At 72.1% G+C, this 14,097-nt stretch carries 12 protein-coding genes and 1 pseudogene; 10 read left to right on the top strand and 3 right to left on the bottom strand.

All coding sequences use genetic code 11. The annotated features are described in order from the left end of the window. Nucleotides 1-70: 70 nt before the first annotated feature. The 5 genes from SM418_RS35840 to SM418_RS35820 all read left to right on the top strand — a co-directional run bounded on the left by SM418_RS35840 (nucleotide 71) and on the right by SM418_RS35820 (nucleotide 5,532). On the top strand, nucleotides 71-1,105 hold the full coding sequence (locus SM418_RS35840) for a GDP-mannose 4,6-dehydratase (protein WP_371946088.1): 1,035 nt from the start codon (nucleotides 71-73) through the stop codon (nucleotides 1,103-1,105). A gap of 32 nt (nucleotides 1,106-1,137) precedes the next feature. After that, nucleotides 1,138-1,401, top strand: coding sequence for a ubiquitin carboxyl-terminal hydrolase 14 (locus SM418_RS35835; RefSeq protein ID WP_371946075.1), 264 nt, complete (start codon nucleotides 1,138-1,140; stop codon nucleotides 1,399-1,401). Beyond that, a complete protein-coding gene (locus tag SM418_RS35830; RefSeq protein ID WP_371946076.1) occupies nucleotides 1,401-2,963 on the top strand; it encodes an MFS transporter in 1,563 nt (520 codons plus the stop codon). Before SM418_RS35835 ends, SM418_RS35830 begins: the two co-directional genes overlap by 1 nt. A gap of 75 nt (nucleotides 2,964-3,038) precedes the next feature. Further along, nucleotides 3,039-3,911, top strand: coding sequence for a LysR family transcriptional regulator (locus SM418_RS35825; RefSeq protein WP_371946077.1), 873 nt, complete (start codon nucleotides 3,039-3,041; stop codon nucleotides 3,909-3,911). Nucleotides 3,912-3,939: 28 nt separating this feature from the next. Beyond that, nucleotides 3,940-5,532, top strand: coding sequence for a Na+/H+ antiporter (locus SM418_RS35820; RefSeq protein WP_371946078.1), 1,593 nt, complete (start codon nucleotides 3,940-3,942; stop codon nucleotides 5,530-5,532). Nucleotides 5,533-5,599: 67 nt separating this feature from the next. Here the strand turns inward: SM418_RS35820 and SM418_RS35815 are convergent, their stop codons facing one another. Continuing rightward, the gene (locus tag SM418_RS35815; RefSeq protein ID WP_371946079.1) at nucleotides 5,600-6,517 is read right to left on the bottom strand and encodes an Lrp/AsnC family transcriptional regulator; all 918 of its coding nucleotides are present in this window, start codon (nucleotides 6,515-6,517) and stop codon (nucleotides 5,600-5,602) included. Nucleotides 6,518-7,262: 745 nt separating this feature from the next. Between SM418_RS35815 and SM418_RS35810 the strand changes: the two genes are divergently transcribed. The 4 genes and pseudogenes from SM418_RS35810 to SM418_RS35795 form a co-directional block, all read left to right on the top strand. After that, the gene (locus tag SM418_RS35810; RefSeq protein ID WP_371946080.1) at nucleotides 7,263-8,699 is read left to right on the top strand and encodes a GuaB1 family IMP dehydrogenase-related protein; all 1,437 of its coding nucleotides are present in this window, start codon (nucleotides 7,263-7,265) and stop codon (nucleotides 8,697-8,699) included. Nucleotides 8,700-8,889: 190 nt separating this feature from the next. Continuing rightward, complete coding sequence (locus SM418_RS35805) at nucleotides 8,890-10,386, top strand: LCP family protein (protein WP_371946081.1); 1,497 nt, start codon at nucleotides 8,890-8,892, stop codon at nucleotides 10,384-10,386. A gap of 63 nt (nucleotides 10,387-10,449) precedes the next feature. Then, entirely contained in the window at nucleotides 10,450-11,508 is a 1,059-nt protein-coding gene (locus SM418_RS35800; protein ID WP_371946082.1) for an enolase C-terminal domain-like protein, read from the top strand. Continuing rightward, nucleotides 11,505-11,621, top strand: a pseudogene (locus tag SM418_RS35795) (AAA family ATPase); the annotation flags it as partial. The gene SM418_RS35800 and the pseudogene SM418_RS35795, both read left to right, overlap by 4 nt. Before the next feature lie 57 nt (nucleotides 11,622-11,678). On the opposite strand, the gene SM418_RS35790 reads toward SM418_RS35795, so the two are convergent. Both SM418_RS35790 and SM418_RS35785 read right to left on the bottom strand, forming a co-directional pair. Beyond that, nucleotides 11,679-12,914 (bottom strand): tyrosine-type recombinase/integrase, encoded by a 1,236-nt coding sequence (locus tag SM418_RS35790; protein ID WP_371946083.1) that lies wholly within the window; start codon nucleotides 12,912-12,914, stop codon nucleotides 11,679-11,681. A 91-nt stretch (nucleotides 12,915-13,005) separates the two neighbouring features. Further along, nucleotides 13,006-13,593: a helix-turn-helix domain-containing protein gene (locus tag SM418_RS35785; protein ID WP_371946084.1), complete on the bottom strand. Its 588-nt coding sequence runs from the start codon at nucleotides 13,591-13,593 to the stop codon at nucleotides 13,006-13,008. A gap of 112 nt (nucleotides 13,594-13,705) precedes the next feature. Here SM418_RS35785 and SM418_RS35780 point away from each other — a divergent pair, with 112 nt between their 5' ends. Further along, nucleotides 13,706-13,921 carry a helix-turn-helix transcriptional regulator gene (locus tag SM418_RS35780; protein ID WP_371946085.1) on the top strand — a complete coding sequence of 72 codons (216 nt, stop codon included), beginning with the start codon at nucleotides 13,706-13,708 and terminating at the stop codon, nucleotides 13,919-13,921. Nucleotides 13,922-14,097: the final 176 nt, after the last annotated feature.

The following is a 14,097-nucleotide window of genomic DNA, read 5'->3' as shown; positions in this document are numbered from 1 at the left end:
AAATCACGCTCGTTACGGGTTCCACCCGTGGTGGGCCCACATCGGACCTATTTCAGCCATGGAGGATCCGCTGTCCAGGCGAGCACTCATCACCGGCATCACCGGACAGGACGGCTCGTATCTGGCCGAGCATCTGCTTGAGCTGGGTTACGAGGTCTGGGGCCTGGTGCGGGGGCAGGCGAACCCCCATGTGTCGCGGCTGCGCAAGCACATCGGCGACGTGCAGATCACCACCGGCGACCTGCTGGATCAGGGCAGCCTGATCTCCGCGGTGGAGCGGGTGCAGCCCGACGAGGTCTACAACCTGGGCGCGATCTCCTACGTGCCGATGTCGTGGCAGCAGGCCGAGCTCACGGCCGAGGTCACCGGCATGGGCGTCCTGCGGATGCTGGAGGCGATCCGCGTGGTGTCGGGCATCAGCCCGTCCCGCACGCCGGACCGGGAGCAGATCCGCTTCTACCAGGCGTCCTCGTCGGAGATGTTCGGCATGGTCCGGGAGACGCCGCAGAACGAGAAGACCCCGTTCCACCCGCGCAGCCCGTACGGGGTCGCGAAGAGCTACGGGCACTACATCACGCAGAACTACCGCGAGTCCTACGGGATGTTCGCGGTCAGCGGGATCCTGTTCAACCACGAGTCGCCGCGCCGGGGCGCCGAGTTCGTCACGCGGAAGGTGTCGCTGGGCGCGGCGCGCATCAAGCTGGGCCTCGCCACGGAGCTGCGCCTCGGCAACCTGGACGCCCGGCGCGACTGGGGCTACGCGGGCGACTACGCCCGCGCGATGCGGCTGATGCTGGCCCAGGACGCCCCCGAGGACTACGTCATCGGAACGGGCCAGACCCAGTCGGTGCGGGAGCTGGTGGAGTTCGCGTTCCGCACGGCGGACCTGAACTGGGAGGACCACGTCGTCCTGGACGCCAAGTACACCCGTCCGGCCGAGGTCGACCTGCTCTGCGCGGACCCGAAGAAGGCCCGCGAGCAGCTCGGCTGGGAGCCGGAGGTGACCTTCGAGGGCCTGGTCACGATGATGGTCGAGTCGGACCTGCGGCTTCTGTCGGATTCCGCGCGTCCCGAGGACGAGCCGTTCTCCCCCGACCATTGGTGATCCGCTGACCGACCGCGTGGCACGATGCATATATGGGCACTTGTGAGCACGTGCAGTCGGTTCCGGCCGTGGACCCGTCCCCGAACACCCCGCAGGGATGCCAGGAGTGCCTGGAGGAGGGGACTCGGTGGGTCCATCTGCGGCTGTGTCTCGGCTGCGGCCATGTGGGCTGCTGCGACTCCTCCCCCATGCGGCACGCCACCGCGCACTTCCAGAAGGAGGGGCACCCGATCGTCCGGTCGTTCGAACCGGGCGAGGACTGGCGCTGGTGCTTCGTCGATGAACTGATCGTCTGATGCCGGAGGTCCCGCTGCGCAGCGGGCCCGGACGCTGGATCCTGCTGGCGACCGTGCTCGGGTCGGGCGTGGCGCTGCTCGACTCCACGGTCGTGAACGTCGCGCTTCCCGCCCTGGGCCGCGACCTGCACGCCGACGTGGCCGGGCTGCAGTGGACGGTCAACGCCTACACGCTGACGCTCGCCGGGTTCATCCTGCTCGGCGGGTCGCTCGGCGACCGGTTCGGGCGGCGCCGGGTGTTCCTCATCGGGGTCGTGTGGTTCGCGACGGCGTCGGTGCTGTGCGGCCTCGCGCCGAACATCGGGTTGCTGATCGTGTCGCGGGCGCTGCAGGGCTTCGGCGGCGCGCTGCTCACCCCGGGCTCGCTGGCGATCATCCAGGCGTCGTTCGCGCCCGACGACCGTCCCCGCGCGGTCGGCGCCTGGTCGGGCTTCGGCGGCGTCGCGGCGGCGGTCGGGCCGTTCGCGGGCGGCTGGCTCGTGGAGGCGGCGGGGTGGCGGTGGGTGTTCCTGCTGAACGTGCCGCTCGCCGCCGTCGTGGTGCTGGTGTCGCTGCGGCACGTCCCCGAGAGCGTCGACCCGGAGGCGCGCGGCCGCTTCGACGTGCTCGGCGCCGTGCTGGCGGCGCTCGCCCTGGCCGGGACGACGTACGCGCTCACCGAGGCGCCGGGCGGGGGCGCCCCGCCGCCGGTGATCGGGACCGCCGCCGTGCTGGGCCTCGCGGCGGCCGCCGCGTTCGTGCTGGTCGAGCGGATGCGCGGCAAGGGCCAGCGGCTGCCGGGGGCGCGGCGGGGACGCGCCGCGCCCCAGCCGATGCTGCCGCTGGGCGTGTTCGCCTCGCGGCAGTTCTCCGCCGTCAACGTCGTCACGTTCCTCATGTACGGCGGGATGGGCGTGCTGTTCTTCCTGGTCGTCGTCAACCTCCAGGTCGTCTCCGGGTTCTCGCCGATCGCGGCGGGCACCGCGCTGCTGCCGGTGACCGTGCTGATGCTGCTGCTGTCCGCGCGGGCGGGCGCGCTCGCGCAGAAGATCGGGCCTCGGCTGCCGATGACCGCCGGGCTGCTGGTGGCCGCCGGGGGGATGCTGCTCGTCGGCCGGATCGGGCCGGGCTCCTCCTACGTACGGGACGTGCTGCCCGCCGTGGTGGTGTTCGGGCTCGGGCTGTCGGCGGTGGTCGCGCCGCTCACCGCCACCGTCCTCGCGAGCGCCGACGCCCGGCACGCGGGCGTGGCCAGCGGCATCAACAACGCGGTGGCGCGGGCGGCCGGGCTGCTGGCGGTGGCGGCGATCCCGCCGCTGGCCGGGCTGACCGGCGACGCCTTCGACAACCCGGCCGACTTCTCCCGCGGGTACGGGATCTCGATGACGGCGTGCGCCGTGCTGCTCGCCGCCGGGGCCGTGCTGAGCTTCCTCACCGTCGCCGACGACACGCTGCGCACCGCGTCCGGGGAGGCGGTGGAACCCGAGTGCAGGCGCCACTGCGCCGTCGGCGCCCCGCAACTGCAGCCGGAACCGGAGACCGTCCCCTCCGCCGGGGGCGCGACACCCGGCACGCGCGGCTGACCTCCGGGGCCGATTCCTCGGGCCGATTCCGGCTATGTCCAGGACCGCAGCGGTTCGGTGGCATACGGTCAGCACATGAATCTGCGGCAGCTGCGCTATGTCGTGGCGACCGCCGACCACGGCACGATGACGTCGGCGGCCCAGGCTCTCTACGTTGCCCAGCCCGCGCTGTCGCGGGCCGTCCGCGAACTGGAACGCGAACTCGGCGTCGAGCTGTTCGCCCGGTCCGGCCGCGGCGTCGTCCTCACCCCCGTCGGCGAGCAGGTCGTCCGGCAGGCCCGCGTCGCGCTGGACGCCGTCGAGGCGATCGAGGGGCTGTCGGTCGCCCGCGCCAACGGGCGCGGCGGGGAGCTGCGCATCGCCGTCACCGCCTCGCTGGAGCCGGAGCTGACCGGCCGGCTCGTCCCGCGTTTCGCCCGCCACCAGCCGGCCGTCCGGGTCCGGGTGATCCGCTGCGACGACCGCGACCGGGTCGCGGCGGCGCTGCGCGCGGGACGCGCCGACCTCGCGCTCACCGACCTGCCCGTCCCCGGCGACATGTCCGCGCACCCCTTCGAGCAGCGCGAGGTGGTGCTGATCTCGCCGCCCGCGCTGCAGGTCCGCGAGCCGGTGCCGCCGGCCGCGCTGGACGGCATGCGGCTGGTCCTGCCCGCCCGCGGCACGGCCCGCCGCGCCGAGATCGACGCGGTGCTGCGCCGCGTCGGCGCGACCCCGGTCGCCGCGGTCGAGTCCGACGAGCGGGGCGCGTGGCTCGGCTGGGTCCGCGCCGGGATGGGCTCCCTGCTGTGGTACCGCAACCAGATCGAGGACACCGAGGGGGTGACGGTCCGCTCCTTCATGCCGCCGATCACCCGCATGATCGGGCTCGTCCACGCGCACCGCCGGCTGCCGCCCGCCGCCCGCGACTTCCTGACCTTCGCCAAGGAGGCGGGGCGGGAGACTCACTGACAACGCCGGTCATGTCATGATCTGGCGAGTGGAGACGACGCACGCACTCTGGCTGCTGGCAGTTCCGGTCGCGGCCCTGGCGGTGGCGGCGGGAGCGCGGCGCATCGGGCTTCCGGCGCCGCTGATCCTGGTGATCGCCGGGCTGGGCCTCTCGTTCGTCCCCGGGGTTCCCGAGTTCGAGCTCGACCCGGAGTTCGTGCTGTACGTGTTCCTGCCGCCGCTGCTGTTCGCGGCGGCCTGGCAGAGCTCCTTCGGCAACCTGCGCGAGAACGGCTGGTCGATCGGGCTGCTGTCGGTGGGGCTCGTGCTGTTCACCACGTTCGCCGTGGGCTACACGGCGCACCTGCTCGTCCCCGGCCTGCCGCTGTCGGCGGCGTTCGTGCTCGGCGCGATCGTGGCGCCGCCGGACGCGGTCGCGGCGGTGAGCGTCGCGCAGCGCCTCGGCCTGCCGCGCCGGACGGTGACGGTGCTGGTCGGCGAGAGCCTGTTCAACGACGCGACGGCGCTGACGGCGTTCCGGGTGGCGCTGATCGCGGCCACCGGCGCCGGGTTCACGCTCATGGAGGGCGTCGGGCGGTTCCTGTTCGCCGCGGCCGTCGGGGCGGCAGTCGGGCTGCTGCTCGGCCCGCCGCTGCACTGGCTGCGGACGAGGATCCACGACCCGCTCGTGGAGAACGGCATCGCGGTCATGGCGCCGTTCGCCGCCTACCTGATCGCCGAGAGCGTGCACGCCTCCGGGGTGATCGCCGTGGTCGTCAGCGGCCTGTACCTCGGCCACCGGTCCACCGAGTCGGCGGCGGTGACCCGGCTGATCGGCCACTCGTTCTGGAAGGTCATGGTCTTCCTGCTGGAGTCGGTGGTCTTCCTGCTGATCGGGTTGCAGCTGCCGCCGGTCGTGCACGGCCTGTCGGGCCACGGCTGGCGGGAGCTGGCCTGGTGGGCCGTCGCGGTCTTCGCGGTCACCGTCGCCGCGCGCTTCGCGTGGGTGTTCCCCGTCTCGCGGATCCCCCGGCTCCTGTCGCGGCGGGAGCGGGCGAGGGAGAAGCTGGGCTGGCGCGGCCTGACGGTCGTGTCGTGGGCGGGGATGCGCGGGGTGGTGTCGCTCGCCGCGGCGTCCGCGATCCCGTTCACCGCGGGCGGCGGCCCGTTTCCCGGCCGCGACCTGATCCTGTTCCTGACGTTCACGACCGTGCTCGGGACGCTGCTGGTGCAGGGGCTGACGTTCCCGGCGCTGATCCGCGCGCTGCGCTTCGGCGGTGAGCGGGAGCGCTACACCGACACCGTCGCGGAGGCGGGCGCCCAGCACGCGGCGGCGCGGGCCGCGCTGGACCGGCTGGAGGAGCTGAACGCCGGGGAGCGGCTGGACGAGTCGGTGGTGGAGCGGCTCCGCCAGCTCGCCGAGCACCGGCAGCTGCGCGCCTGGGAGCGGCTCGGCGGCGGGACGGGCCAGGAGGGCGACGAGGTGCCGACGGCGGCGTACCGGCGGCTGCGGCGGGAGATGCTCGCGGCCGAGCGGCAGGTGTTCGTCCGCATGCGGGACGAGCGGCGCATCGACGACGAGGTCCTGAGCCGCGTCATGCACGAGCTGGACCTGGAGGAGGTCGCGCTCGACCGCGACTAGCGGCGCCCGCGGTGAGGGGGCGGCGCCCCGGCCATGGCGGGCGCCGTGGCCGGGGCGCCGTGGCCGGTCAGGACGACGACCCGTTGAGGGGATGCTCGGGCAGCTCGACGGCGTAGGACTCCTTCACCACGTCCAGGTGGTGCCAGGACTCCCGCACCGTCGCACCGGGCACCGACCTTATGGCGTCGAGCACGGCCACCAGCTCGGCCCGGGAGGCCGCCTCGGCCTGCCCGACGATGTCGTAGCGGCCGAAGCCGGTCGCCAGGTAGCGGACGCCGTCCTGCGCGGCGACCGCCTCCGCGACCTTCCGCAGCCCGCCGGTCACCACCAGGCCGAACCCGCCGAGTTCGGCGGCGCCGAGGGCGAGCGGGTCGGCCAGCCCGGTGACCTGGATGACGCCGGTGCGCATGAGCCGGACCACCCGGGCCCGGGTGGCCGCCTGCGACAGGCCGATGACGTGCGCGAGCCGGGTGTAGGGGGCCCGCCCGTCCCGCTGCAGCTCGTGCAGGAGCCGCCAGTCGATGTCGTCGAGGCTGACCTCGCCGAGCTCGCGCACCACCGAGTGCGTGTCGCGCACGGTGGACACCGACCGGAACACCTCCGCCGCGCGCACGCCGGGGATGGACCGGATCTGGTCCGTCTCGGCCGCGAGCGCGGCGTCGTCGCGGGTGCGCACCTGCGCGACCAGGTCGCAGGGGCCGGCGGTCAGCGCGGTGAAGCTGACGGCGGGCCGCTCGGCGATGGCCGCGGCCACCTCCCGGGCGGAGCCGTCCACGGTGACCGAGACGTGCCCGATCGCCTCCGCGCCGACCACGGCGGCGTGCACGATGCCGACGACGCGGACGACCTGCGTTTCGAGAAGGTGCTGCACCCGTGCCCGCACGGCCGTGCGGGAGAGCCCGACGCGATCGGCGAGCGCCTGGAACGTCGCCCTTCCATCCCGCTGGAGCTCGCGGACGAGCACGGCGTCGACCGCATCCAGCACGGCTCTCCTCCTCGACATCTGATGATTCGTTTTGCCAGCAACTGCAAGATCATTCCATTTCAGGACGGTACGACGTCAAATATTGATCTTGCCCGTGTTCGCCCTGCCCGTCGGCCGTCGAAGCGTCGGCGACCGGTTCGGCGCGGCGACGTTTCCGGCGCCGGGAAAACCGCTACGGCAGCGCAACGCTGCCGCGGCCCGGCCGGCGCCCACGGCGTGGGCCCGCACGGGCGGCGGGCGCGCGGGGGGACGCCGATCACCGCGACGGGCACCCGGACGGAGGCCCGGACGGGGGCCCGCGGCGGCGGGGCTCGGGACCCGCCACCGGGGCGGCACGCGGCGCGGGCGGGCATGGCTGACCGGGCTCAAGTGCGTGACCTGCATGCGCTGCTCCCGGTGTTCTGCTGTCACGCCCCTTACGGCGGGTCCGCCGTCCGCGTGAGACACATGTAAAAAAAGTGCATCGTGGGCGCAGTTACGTCAAGAGGTAACTTTACAGAGAGCCAAGCCCCACGTTGCACCGTTTTCGACCAGGGGCGCCGGTTCACTTTCGTTATGCCTGGAAGAGGGCGGGAACATCACCGCGAACCGGCCGGTCACGCCTGGAGGACACACAGCCATCACCCCTGGGTACGGCACCGCTGCGGCCCTTTACGGGGGGACTTGTCCAGACCATCGTCGGGTATGGCCGACAATGTACGGTGGCCCAGCCACTCCGGATCCGCGATTGGTGTGTAGTACAGCCGTGCGCCTGCTGAACGGTGAGCGTTCCGCTCACGACCTCACCTACAACGACGTCTTCATGGTCCCCCGCCGTTCCTCGGTCGGATCGCGCCTGGACGTCGACCTGTCCACCTCGGACGGCAGCGGGACGACGATCCCGCTCGTGGTCGCCAACATGACGGCCGTGTCCGGCCGCCGGATGGCCGAGACCGTCGCCCGGCGCGGCGCGCTCGCGGTGCTCCCGCAGGACATCCCGGTCGGCGTGGTCACCGAGGTCATCGGCTGGGTCAAGGGACGCGACCTGGTCGTGGACACCCCCATCCGGCTGGACCCGGAGAGCACGGTCGGGGACGCCCTCGCGCTGCTGCCGAAGCGGGCGCACAACGCCGTGATCGTCGTCGAGGACGACCGTCCGCTGGGCGTGGTCACCGAGGCCGACTGCCAGGGCGTCGACCGGTTCGCCCAGCTCCGCGACGTCATGTCCCGCGACCTCGTGACACTGCCGGACGGCGTGGACCCGCGGGAGGCGTTCGACCGGCTGCACGAGCGCGGGCACCGGCTCGCCCCCGTCGTCGACGCCGAGGGCCGGCTCGCGGGCGTGCTCACCCGCACCGGAGCGCTGCGCGCCACCCTGTACCAGCCCGCCGTGGACGGTGCCGGCCGGCTGCGGATCGCCGCGGCGGTCGGCGTGAACGGCGACGTCGCCGGCAAGGCGAAGGCGCTGCTGGAGGCGGGCGCCGACGTGCTCGTCCTCGACACGGCGCACGGCCACCAGGACAAGATGCTGAGCGCGCTCGCCGCCGTCCGCGGCCTGGACCCGGCCGTCCCGGTCGTGGCCGGGAACGTGGTCACCGCCGAGGGCACCCGCGACCTGATCGAGGCGGGCGCCGACATCGTCAAGGTCGGCGTCGGGCCCGGCGCGATGTGCACGACCCGGATGATGACCGGGGTCGGGCGCCCGCAGTTCTCCGCCGTCCTGGAGTGCGCCGCCGAGGCGCGCCGCCTCGGCCGGCACGTGTGGGCGGACGGCGGCGTCCGCCATCCGCGCGACGTGGCCCTGGCGCTCGCGGCCGGCGCCGCGAACGTGATGGTCGGGTCCTGGTTCGCCGGCACCTACGAGTCGCCGGGCGACCTGCAGCGGACCGCCGACGGCCGGCTGTACAAGGAGAGCTTCGGGATGGCCTCCGCACGGGCGGTGCGGCTGCGCACCGCCGAGGACTCCCCCTTCGACCGCGCCCGCAAGGCGTTGTTCGAGGAGGGCATCTCCACGTCCCGCATGTTCCTGGACCCGCGGCGTCCCGGCGTGGAGGACCTGGTCGACCAGATCGTGGCGGGGCTGCGCAGCTCGTGCACCTACGCGGGCGCCCGGACGCTGGAGGAGTTCCACGAGCGGGCGACGGTCGGGGTCCAGAACACGTCCGGTTTCGCCGAGGGAATGCCCCTGTCCGCGAGTTGGTAAAGCCCGCCGGGACAGTTTTCGATCATGCCGGGCTCCCCAAACGGAGCCGGATTCCCTATCCTGGGGGGCCTGCTGTCCAGAGGCATCACCCGCTCGCATGCGGTCGACTCCCACGCAACCTTTGCCCGGTTCCGCGCGTCCATAATGTGAGCCGGGGCTTAAATCACCGTGGGTGGGAATCGGAGCGTACATGCGTCGGTCGTCGAGTCGGCATGCCCGGGAGAGGGACGGGGACGGTCCCTCCGGCGGGGCGGGGGGCCTTCCCCGCGCCCTGGCGCTGACGCTCGCGTCGGCCCTGGTCTGGGGCATCGCCCACTTCGTCACCGGCCGCCGGATCGCCGGCTCCCTGCTCCTCGCCCTGTACGTCGCGGTCGCCGCCGCCGTGGCGGCTGCGGCCACCGTGTACCGCCCCGACCTGCTGCACTTCGCCGTCCAGCCGGACATGCTGCAGCGCCTGTCGGCCGCGCTGGTCGCGCTCGGAGTGGTATGGATCCTGGTCGTGATCCGCTCGTACCAGATCCTGCGGCCGCTGCGGATGTCGATCAGCGCGAAGACGCTGGGCGCCGCCGCCGTCGCCGTGATGTGCTTCGCGGTCGGGGTTCCGATGGCGTGGTCGGCGCACAGCACCTACGTCTACCGGGACGCGCTGACCAGCATCTTCCGCACCGGCAGCGAGAACGGCAGGCACGTCGACACCGAGGACCCGTTCAACGGGCAGGCCCGCGTCAACATCCTGCTCCTCGGCGGTGACGCGGCCGAGAACCGCAGCGGCGTCCGCACCGACAGCATGACGCTCGCCAGCGTGGACACCGAGACCGGCGACACGGTGCTGCTGAGCCTGCCCCGCAACCTGGAGCGCTTCCCGATGCCGCCCGGCCCGGCCCGCGACCGGTTCCCCTACGGCTTCACCGGCGACGGCCCGCTGAACCCGGGCCTGCTGAACGAGGTGTACGAGTACGCCGAGCAGCACCCGGACGTGGTGCCCGGCGTCCCGAAGAACCACCGCGGCCCCGAACTGCTGAAGGCCACCATCGCCGGCGTCCTCGGGCTGCACGTCGACTACTACATCCTGGTCGACATGTTCGGCTTCGCCGACATCGTCGACGCCATGGGCGGCGTCAAGATCAAGATCACCGAGCCGATCCCGTACGGGCTGGAGGGCGCGGTCCTGCAGCCCGGCTACCGGACGCTGAAGGGCAAGGAGGCCCTCTGGTACGGGCGGTCCCGCACCAACAGCAGCGACTACGTCCGGATGACCCGGCAGAAGTGCCTGATGCGCGCGATCGCCGAGCAGGCCGACCCGCAGACCGTCCTCACGAGCTTCGACAAGCTCGCCGCCGCCGCCAAGCGGACGCTGGCGACCGACATCCCGCAGGAGCTGCTGCCCGCGCTGGTGAAGCTGTCCAACAAGGTCAAGGACGGGGCGGAGATCCGCAGCCTGCAGTTCGTGCCGCCGCTGATCTACACCGGGAATCCCGACTTCAAGCTGATCCGCAAGCTGGCGTCCGAGGCCGTCAACAGCGACCCGCACGCGGTGAGCGCGCCCCCGAGCGGCGCGGGCGGGTCATCGAGCGCATCCCCGAGCGCCTCCCCGACCGAGGACGGCACGTCCTCCGGCTCGCCCGACGGGACCGCCTCGCCCGCGCCCGGCCGCAAGCCGGTGTCGCTGGAGGCCAGCTGTCCGTGACCGGCGCGCGCGCCGGCGGGTGGATCATAGAGGGAGACGACCTCTGCGAAAGGGCGGGTGAGGGTGCCTCTGATCCAGGGCTGCGACGCCTACCACGTGGCGATGCCGCGCGGCCGGCGGCCGGAGAGCGTGCTCGTCCGCCTCACCGGCGGCGACGCGGTCGGCTGGGGCGAGATGGCCGTCCCGGGCGGAGCGGCGGGCCCGGGCGCAGCCTGGGCGGACCTCGAGACGCGGATGGCCCCCGCCCTCATCGGGCTCGACTGGGAGCGGCCCGAGGACGTGTCCGGCGCCGCCGACCTCGGCGCCAGCGAGGCCGCCGCGGCCGTCGACACGGCCTGCTGGGACCTGTGGTGCCGGACGCGGGGCCTGCCGCTCGCGCACGCGCTCGGCGGCACCCGCACGTCCATCGTGACGGGCGCGCGGATCACCCCCGAACCGGCGCTCGACACGATCACGGGACGCGTCAACAAGGCCGTTGGAGCGGGCCACACCCGCGTCACCCTGGACATCCGCCCCGGCTGGGACGTGGAGCCCGTCCGGGCGATCAGGCAGGTGTACCCGGCGCTGGCCCTCGTCGCCGACGCGGGGCACGCCTACAGCGAGTCCGCCGGCCATCTGGCGGCCCTGGAGGCGCTGGACGCCTACGGCCTGGCGGCGGTCGAGCGCCCGTTCCCGGCCGGCGACCTCGCCGCGCACGCCCGGCTCCAGGCGCGGGTGCGCACCGCCGTCGCCCCCGCCGTCGGCGACCTGGAGACCCTGGACGCCGCGCTGTCGCTGGACGCGGGCCGCGCCCTGCACCTGCGGCTGGACCGGCTCGGCGGGCTGACCGCGGCGCGCAGCGCCCACGACCTCGCGTACGCGGCGGGCTGGGACGTGTGGTGCAGCGGGACCGGCGCGTTCGGGATCGGGCAGGCCGCCGCGGTCGCGCTCGCCGCGCTGCCGGGCTGCACGCTGCCGAGCGACGTGTCCGACCCGGCGGGCGGCCCGGTGTTCGTGACCCCGCCCGTCCGCTCGTCCGGCGGCGTCGTCGGCGTCCCCCTCACCCAGCCGGGCCTCGGCCACGAGATCGACGAGGAGCGCATCGAGCGGCTGGCGACCCGCCGCATGCGCCTGACGACGTGACGCCCGCGCCGGTGTGGGTGGTGGCGGGCCCGCCCGGTTGCGGCAAGAGCACCGTGGCCGACCTGCTGCTGCGGCGGCTGCGTCCCGTGCCCGCCCTGCTGGACAAGGACACGTTCTCCCGAATGACCGGCCACGCTGGGCACTGACCTGCGTCGGAACCGTCACCGCGATCATTGCGAGACCGCCTGTTCCGTCTCTGTTCCGTCCGCCTGATGATCTTGAACGGGGCGGAGTCGGAATAGGCTCCGGTCGATGGCGTTTCGGGCAGCCTCAAAGGTCTCTTCGGTCACGTGCCCGTAGACGCGGACAGAGATCGGGATGTGCCGCTTGTTGCGGCTGTGCCCAAGGAACGCCATCACCCCGGCGAGGCTCACCCCGGCGTCCTGCAGAGTGGTCGAGTAGTAGTGCCGTAGGGCGTGCGTGCCGTCCGCTCGGTCAGCACGGTACTTCCGGGACGCTCCCCCGCGCGGGCCCTTCTCTGGCTCCGGGATCACGCCTGCCTTGACCAGGGCCGGTTTCCAGACCTGCCGGTTGTACGAGGATTCCCGGATGTGCTGGCCGTGGGTGCGGGGATCGTCGCCGTGCCAGCGGAACAGCAGCTTGCACACGTGCTCGTCTGCCGTCACCTGGCCGTGCTCGTCAAGCCACGGCAGCGCGTACGGCCGCGGCGGGTAGGTCTCGATGTACGCCCTAACGGCCCGCACGACTCCTGGCGAGAGCGGCACCACGCGCGTCTTTCCGCCCTTGGGCAGCTTGAACACATAGCGCTTGCCGGTGCGGACGCGGGCAACCTGCCGCCGGATGACGACCTTCCCGGCGTCCAAGTCGAGGTCTTCTTCACCTATGGCGAACGCTTCGCTCTCGCGCAGTCCGCAGCCGGCCTGCAGCACCGGAATGAGCTCGTACTCCGCAGGGTGCGCGCTGATCACTGCCCAGACGCGATCCCCCGTCCATGCCTCACGTGGTTCGTCATCTGTGGGAGCGGGCTTAGTGATGATGTCCGACTGTGCCGGGTTGTCCCTGCGGACTCCGTCCGCGACCGCCAGGGCGAACATGCCGCTCAGGATGTGGAACGCCATTGACTGGATCGAGTGCCCGTGCGTCTTGGACAGGGCGCGAAGCCACTCGGCAACCTCGGACGGCTTGACCGACTTCACCTTGCGGTGCCCGAACGTCGGTTCGATGTGCAGCCGCAGGACGCCCTCGTACCGCTCGCGGCTGGTCAGGCCCACGGACTGCAGCCGGAGCCACTTGCGGCCGAGCGGCTGCAAGAGCTCCTTGCCGGCGGCCGGGTCGATGTACTCGCCGCGTTCGATGTCCTCTTCCTGCTTGCGCGCGTACTTTTTAGCTGCGTCTTGGATCCGGAACGCCTTGGTGCATTCCTTGCCATCCGGCCCGATCCACACGGCAAGCCATCGCTTAGCGTCCTTGGAGCCGCCGCGGTCAGGGTGCCGGGTGGACTTCTTGGTCTTCGCCTTGTCTGTGAACCAGAGGTCTTTAACGCGACTCATTGTCGGACTCCCACGGCTCCGGGTCCCAGCGCTTTTGCCGGGCGAGGAACGCCTCACGCTCTGCGGGACCTCGCTCGGCGAATAGGTGGGCTGCCATCGTCTCGACGGTCTTCCTCCGGTGCTGCAACTCTTCCGGGGACCTTTCACCGTGACGGACTAGTCGCCGGCGCCCCCTCGGACGAACCCGCACATGGAACTCATCCGGGTCGTCATCGTCGCGCAGCGGCTCACGCCCGTCCGCCCACTGCCACACCTCGTATGCCGTGTTCAGCCTCTCGGCAGCGGTGACCTCAATGGGTGAAGCGTCAGCGGCATCGGGGAACAACAGCGCATTCGGGTTCACGCCTAGAACGACTGACAGGGCGACCAGGTCGTCAACGTCGACGCGGCGCGTTCCCTTCTCGATCTTGGTAATGCTCGTTGGGCTGATGGGCCGTCCTGCAGCCTTGAGTCGTCGGGAAAGCTCGGTAGTCGAGAGCCCCTGAGTCCCTCGCATCCGAGCAAGGTTGCCGGCCACAAAGCGCCCTGTGGGGCCAAGCGCTCCGGGCCGATGCCGCTGTTCGTCCACTGCCATGTTGGCAGTGAACCATGCCGACTTGACAGAAGCAAGTAGAAGCGGGGAAGCTTCCATCATCGTTCGGATCGCTTCTTAGTTCGAAGTGATCACGTCAAGGAGGTTCGACCTCGTGTCGAAGATCGAAGAGGAAGAGCTCAAGCCTCCCGAGGTCGCAGCCCTCGTGAAGGTGTCGGAGCAGACGCTTGCGAACTGGCGTTCTCGTGGCTACGGACCGCCCTACCGGAAGCTGAGCGACGGACGATCGGGACGCGTCCGCTATCGCCGTTCCGCTGTTGAAGCGTGGCTCACGAGCCGCGAACTGCAGCCGGGGGGCGAGGCTGCCTGATGCCCCAGACGCAGCGGAGCGGGCCCCCGCCCACGGAGACCCGCCCACAAGATTCGGCCCCCACCAGGACCGGTATCAGCGCGACCAGCGTAACCGACACGTCGGACACGCTCCGGGCTCTCGTCGCCCAGGCCGCCGCCCTCGTCGAGGAGATCGGCGACCAGGCCGAGCGCGAC

It is taken from the genome of Actinomadura chokoriensis (assembly GCF_041463665.1).
GTDB classification, from domain to species: domain Bacteria; phylum Actinomycetota; class Actinomycetes; order Streptosporangiales; family Streptosporangiaceae; genus Spirillospora; species Spirillospora chokoriensis_A.
The sequence above is the reverse complement of the archived record's forward strand: the minus strand, read 5'-3'. Positions and strand labels throughout refer to the sequence as shown.

Excerpts from the sequence above, each read along its gene's own strand:
- SM418_RS35835 (WP_371946075.1), top strand. The coding sequence starts at position 1,138 with ATGGGCACTTGTGAGCACGTGCAGTCGGTTCCGGCCGTGGACCCGTCC.
- SM418_RS35830 (WP_371946076.1), top strand. The coding sequence starts at position 1,401 with ATGCCGGAGGTCCCGCTGCGCAGCGGGCCCGGACGCTGGATCCTGCTG.
- SM418_RS35825 (WP_371946077.1), top strand. The coding sequence starts at position 3,039 with ATGAATCTGCGGCAGCTGCGCTATGTCGTGGCGACCGCCGACCACGGC.
- SM418_RS35805 (WP_371946081.1), top strand. The coding sequence starts at position 8,890 with ATGCGTCGGTCGTCGAGTCGGCATGCCCGGGAGAGGGACGGGGACGGT.
- SM418_RS35785 (WP_371946084.1), bottom strand. The coding sequence starts at position 13,593 with ATGGCAGTGGACGAACAGCGGCATCGGCCCGGAGCGCTTGGCCCCACA.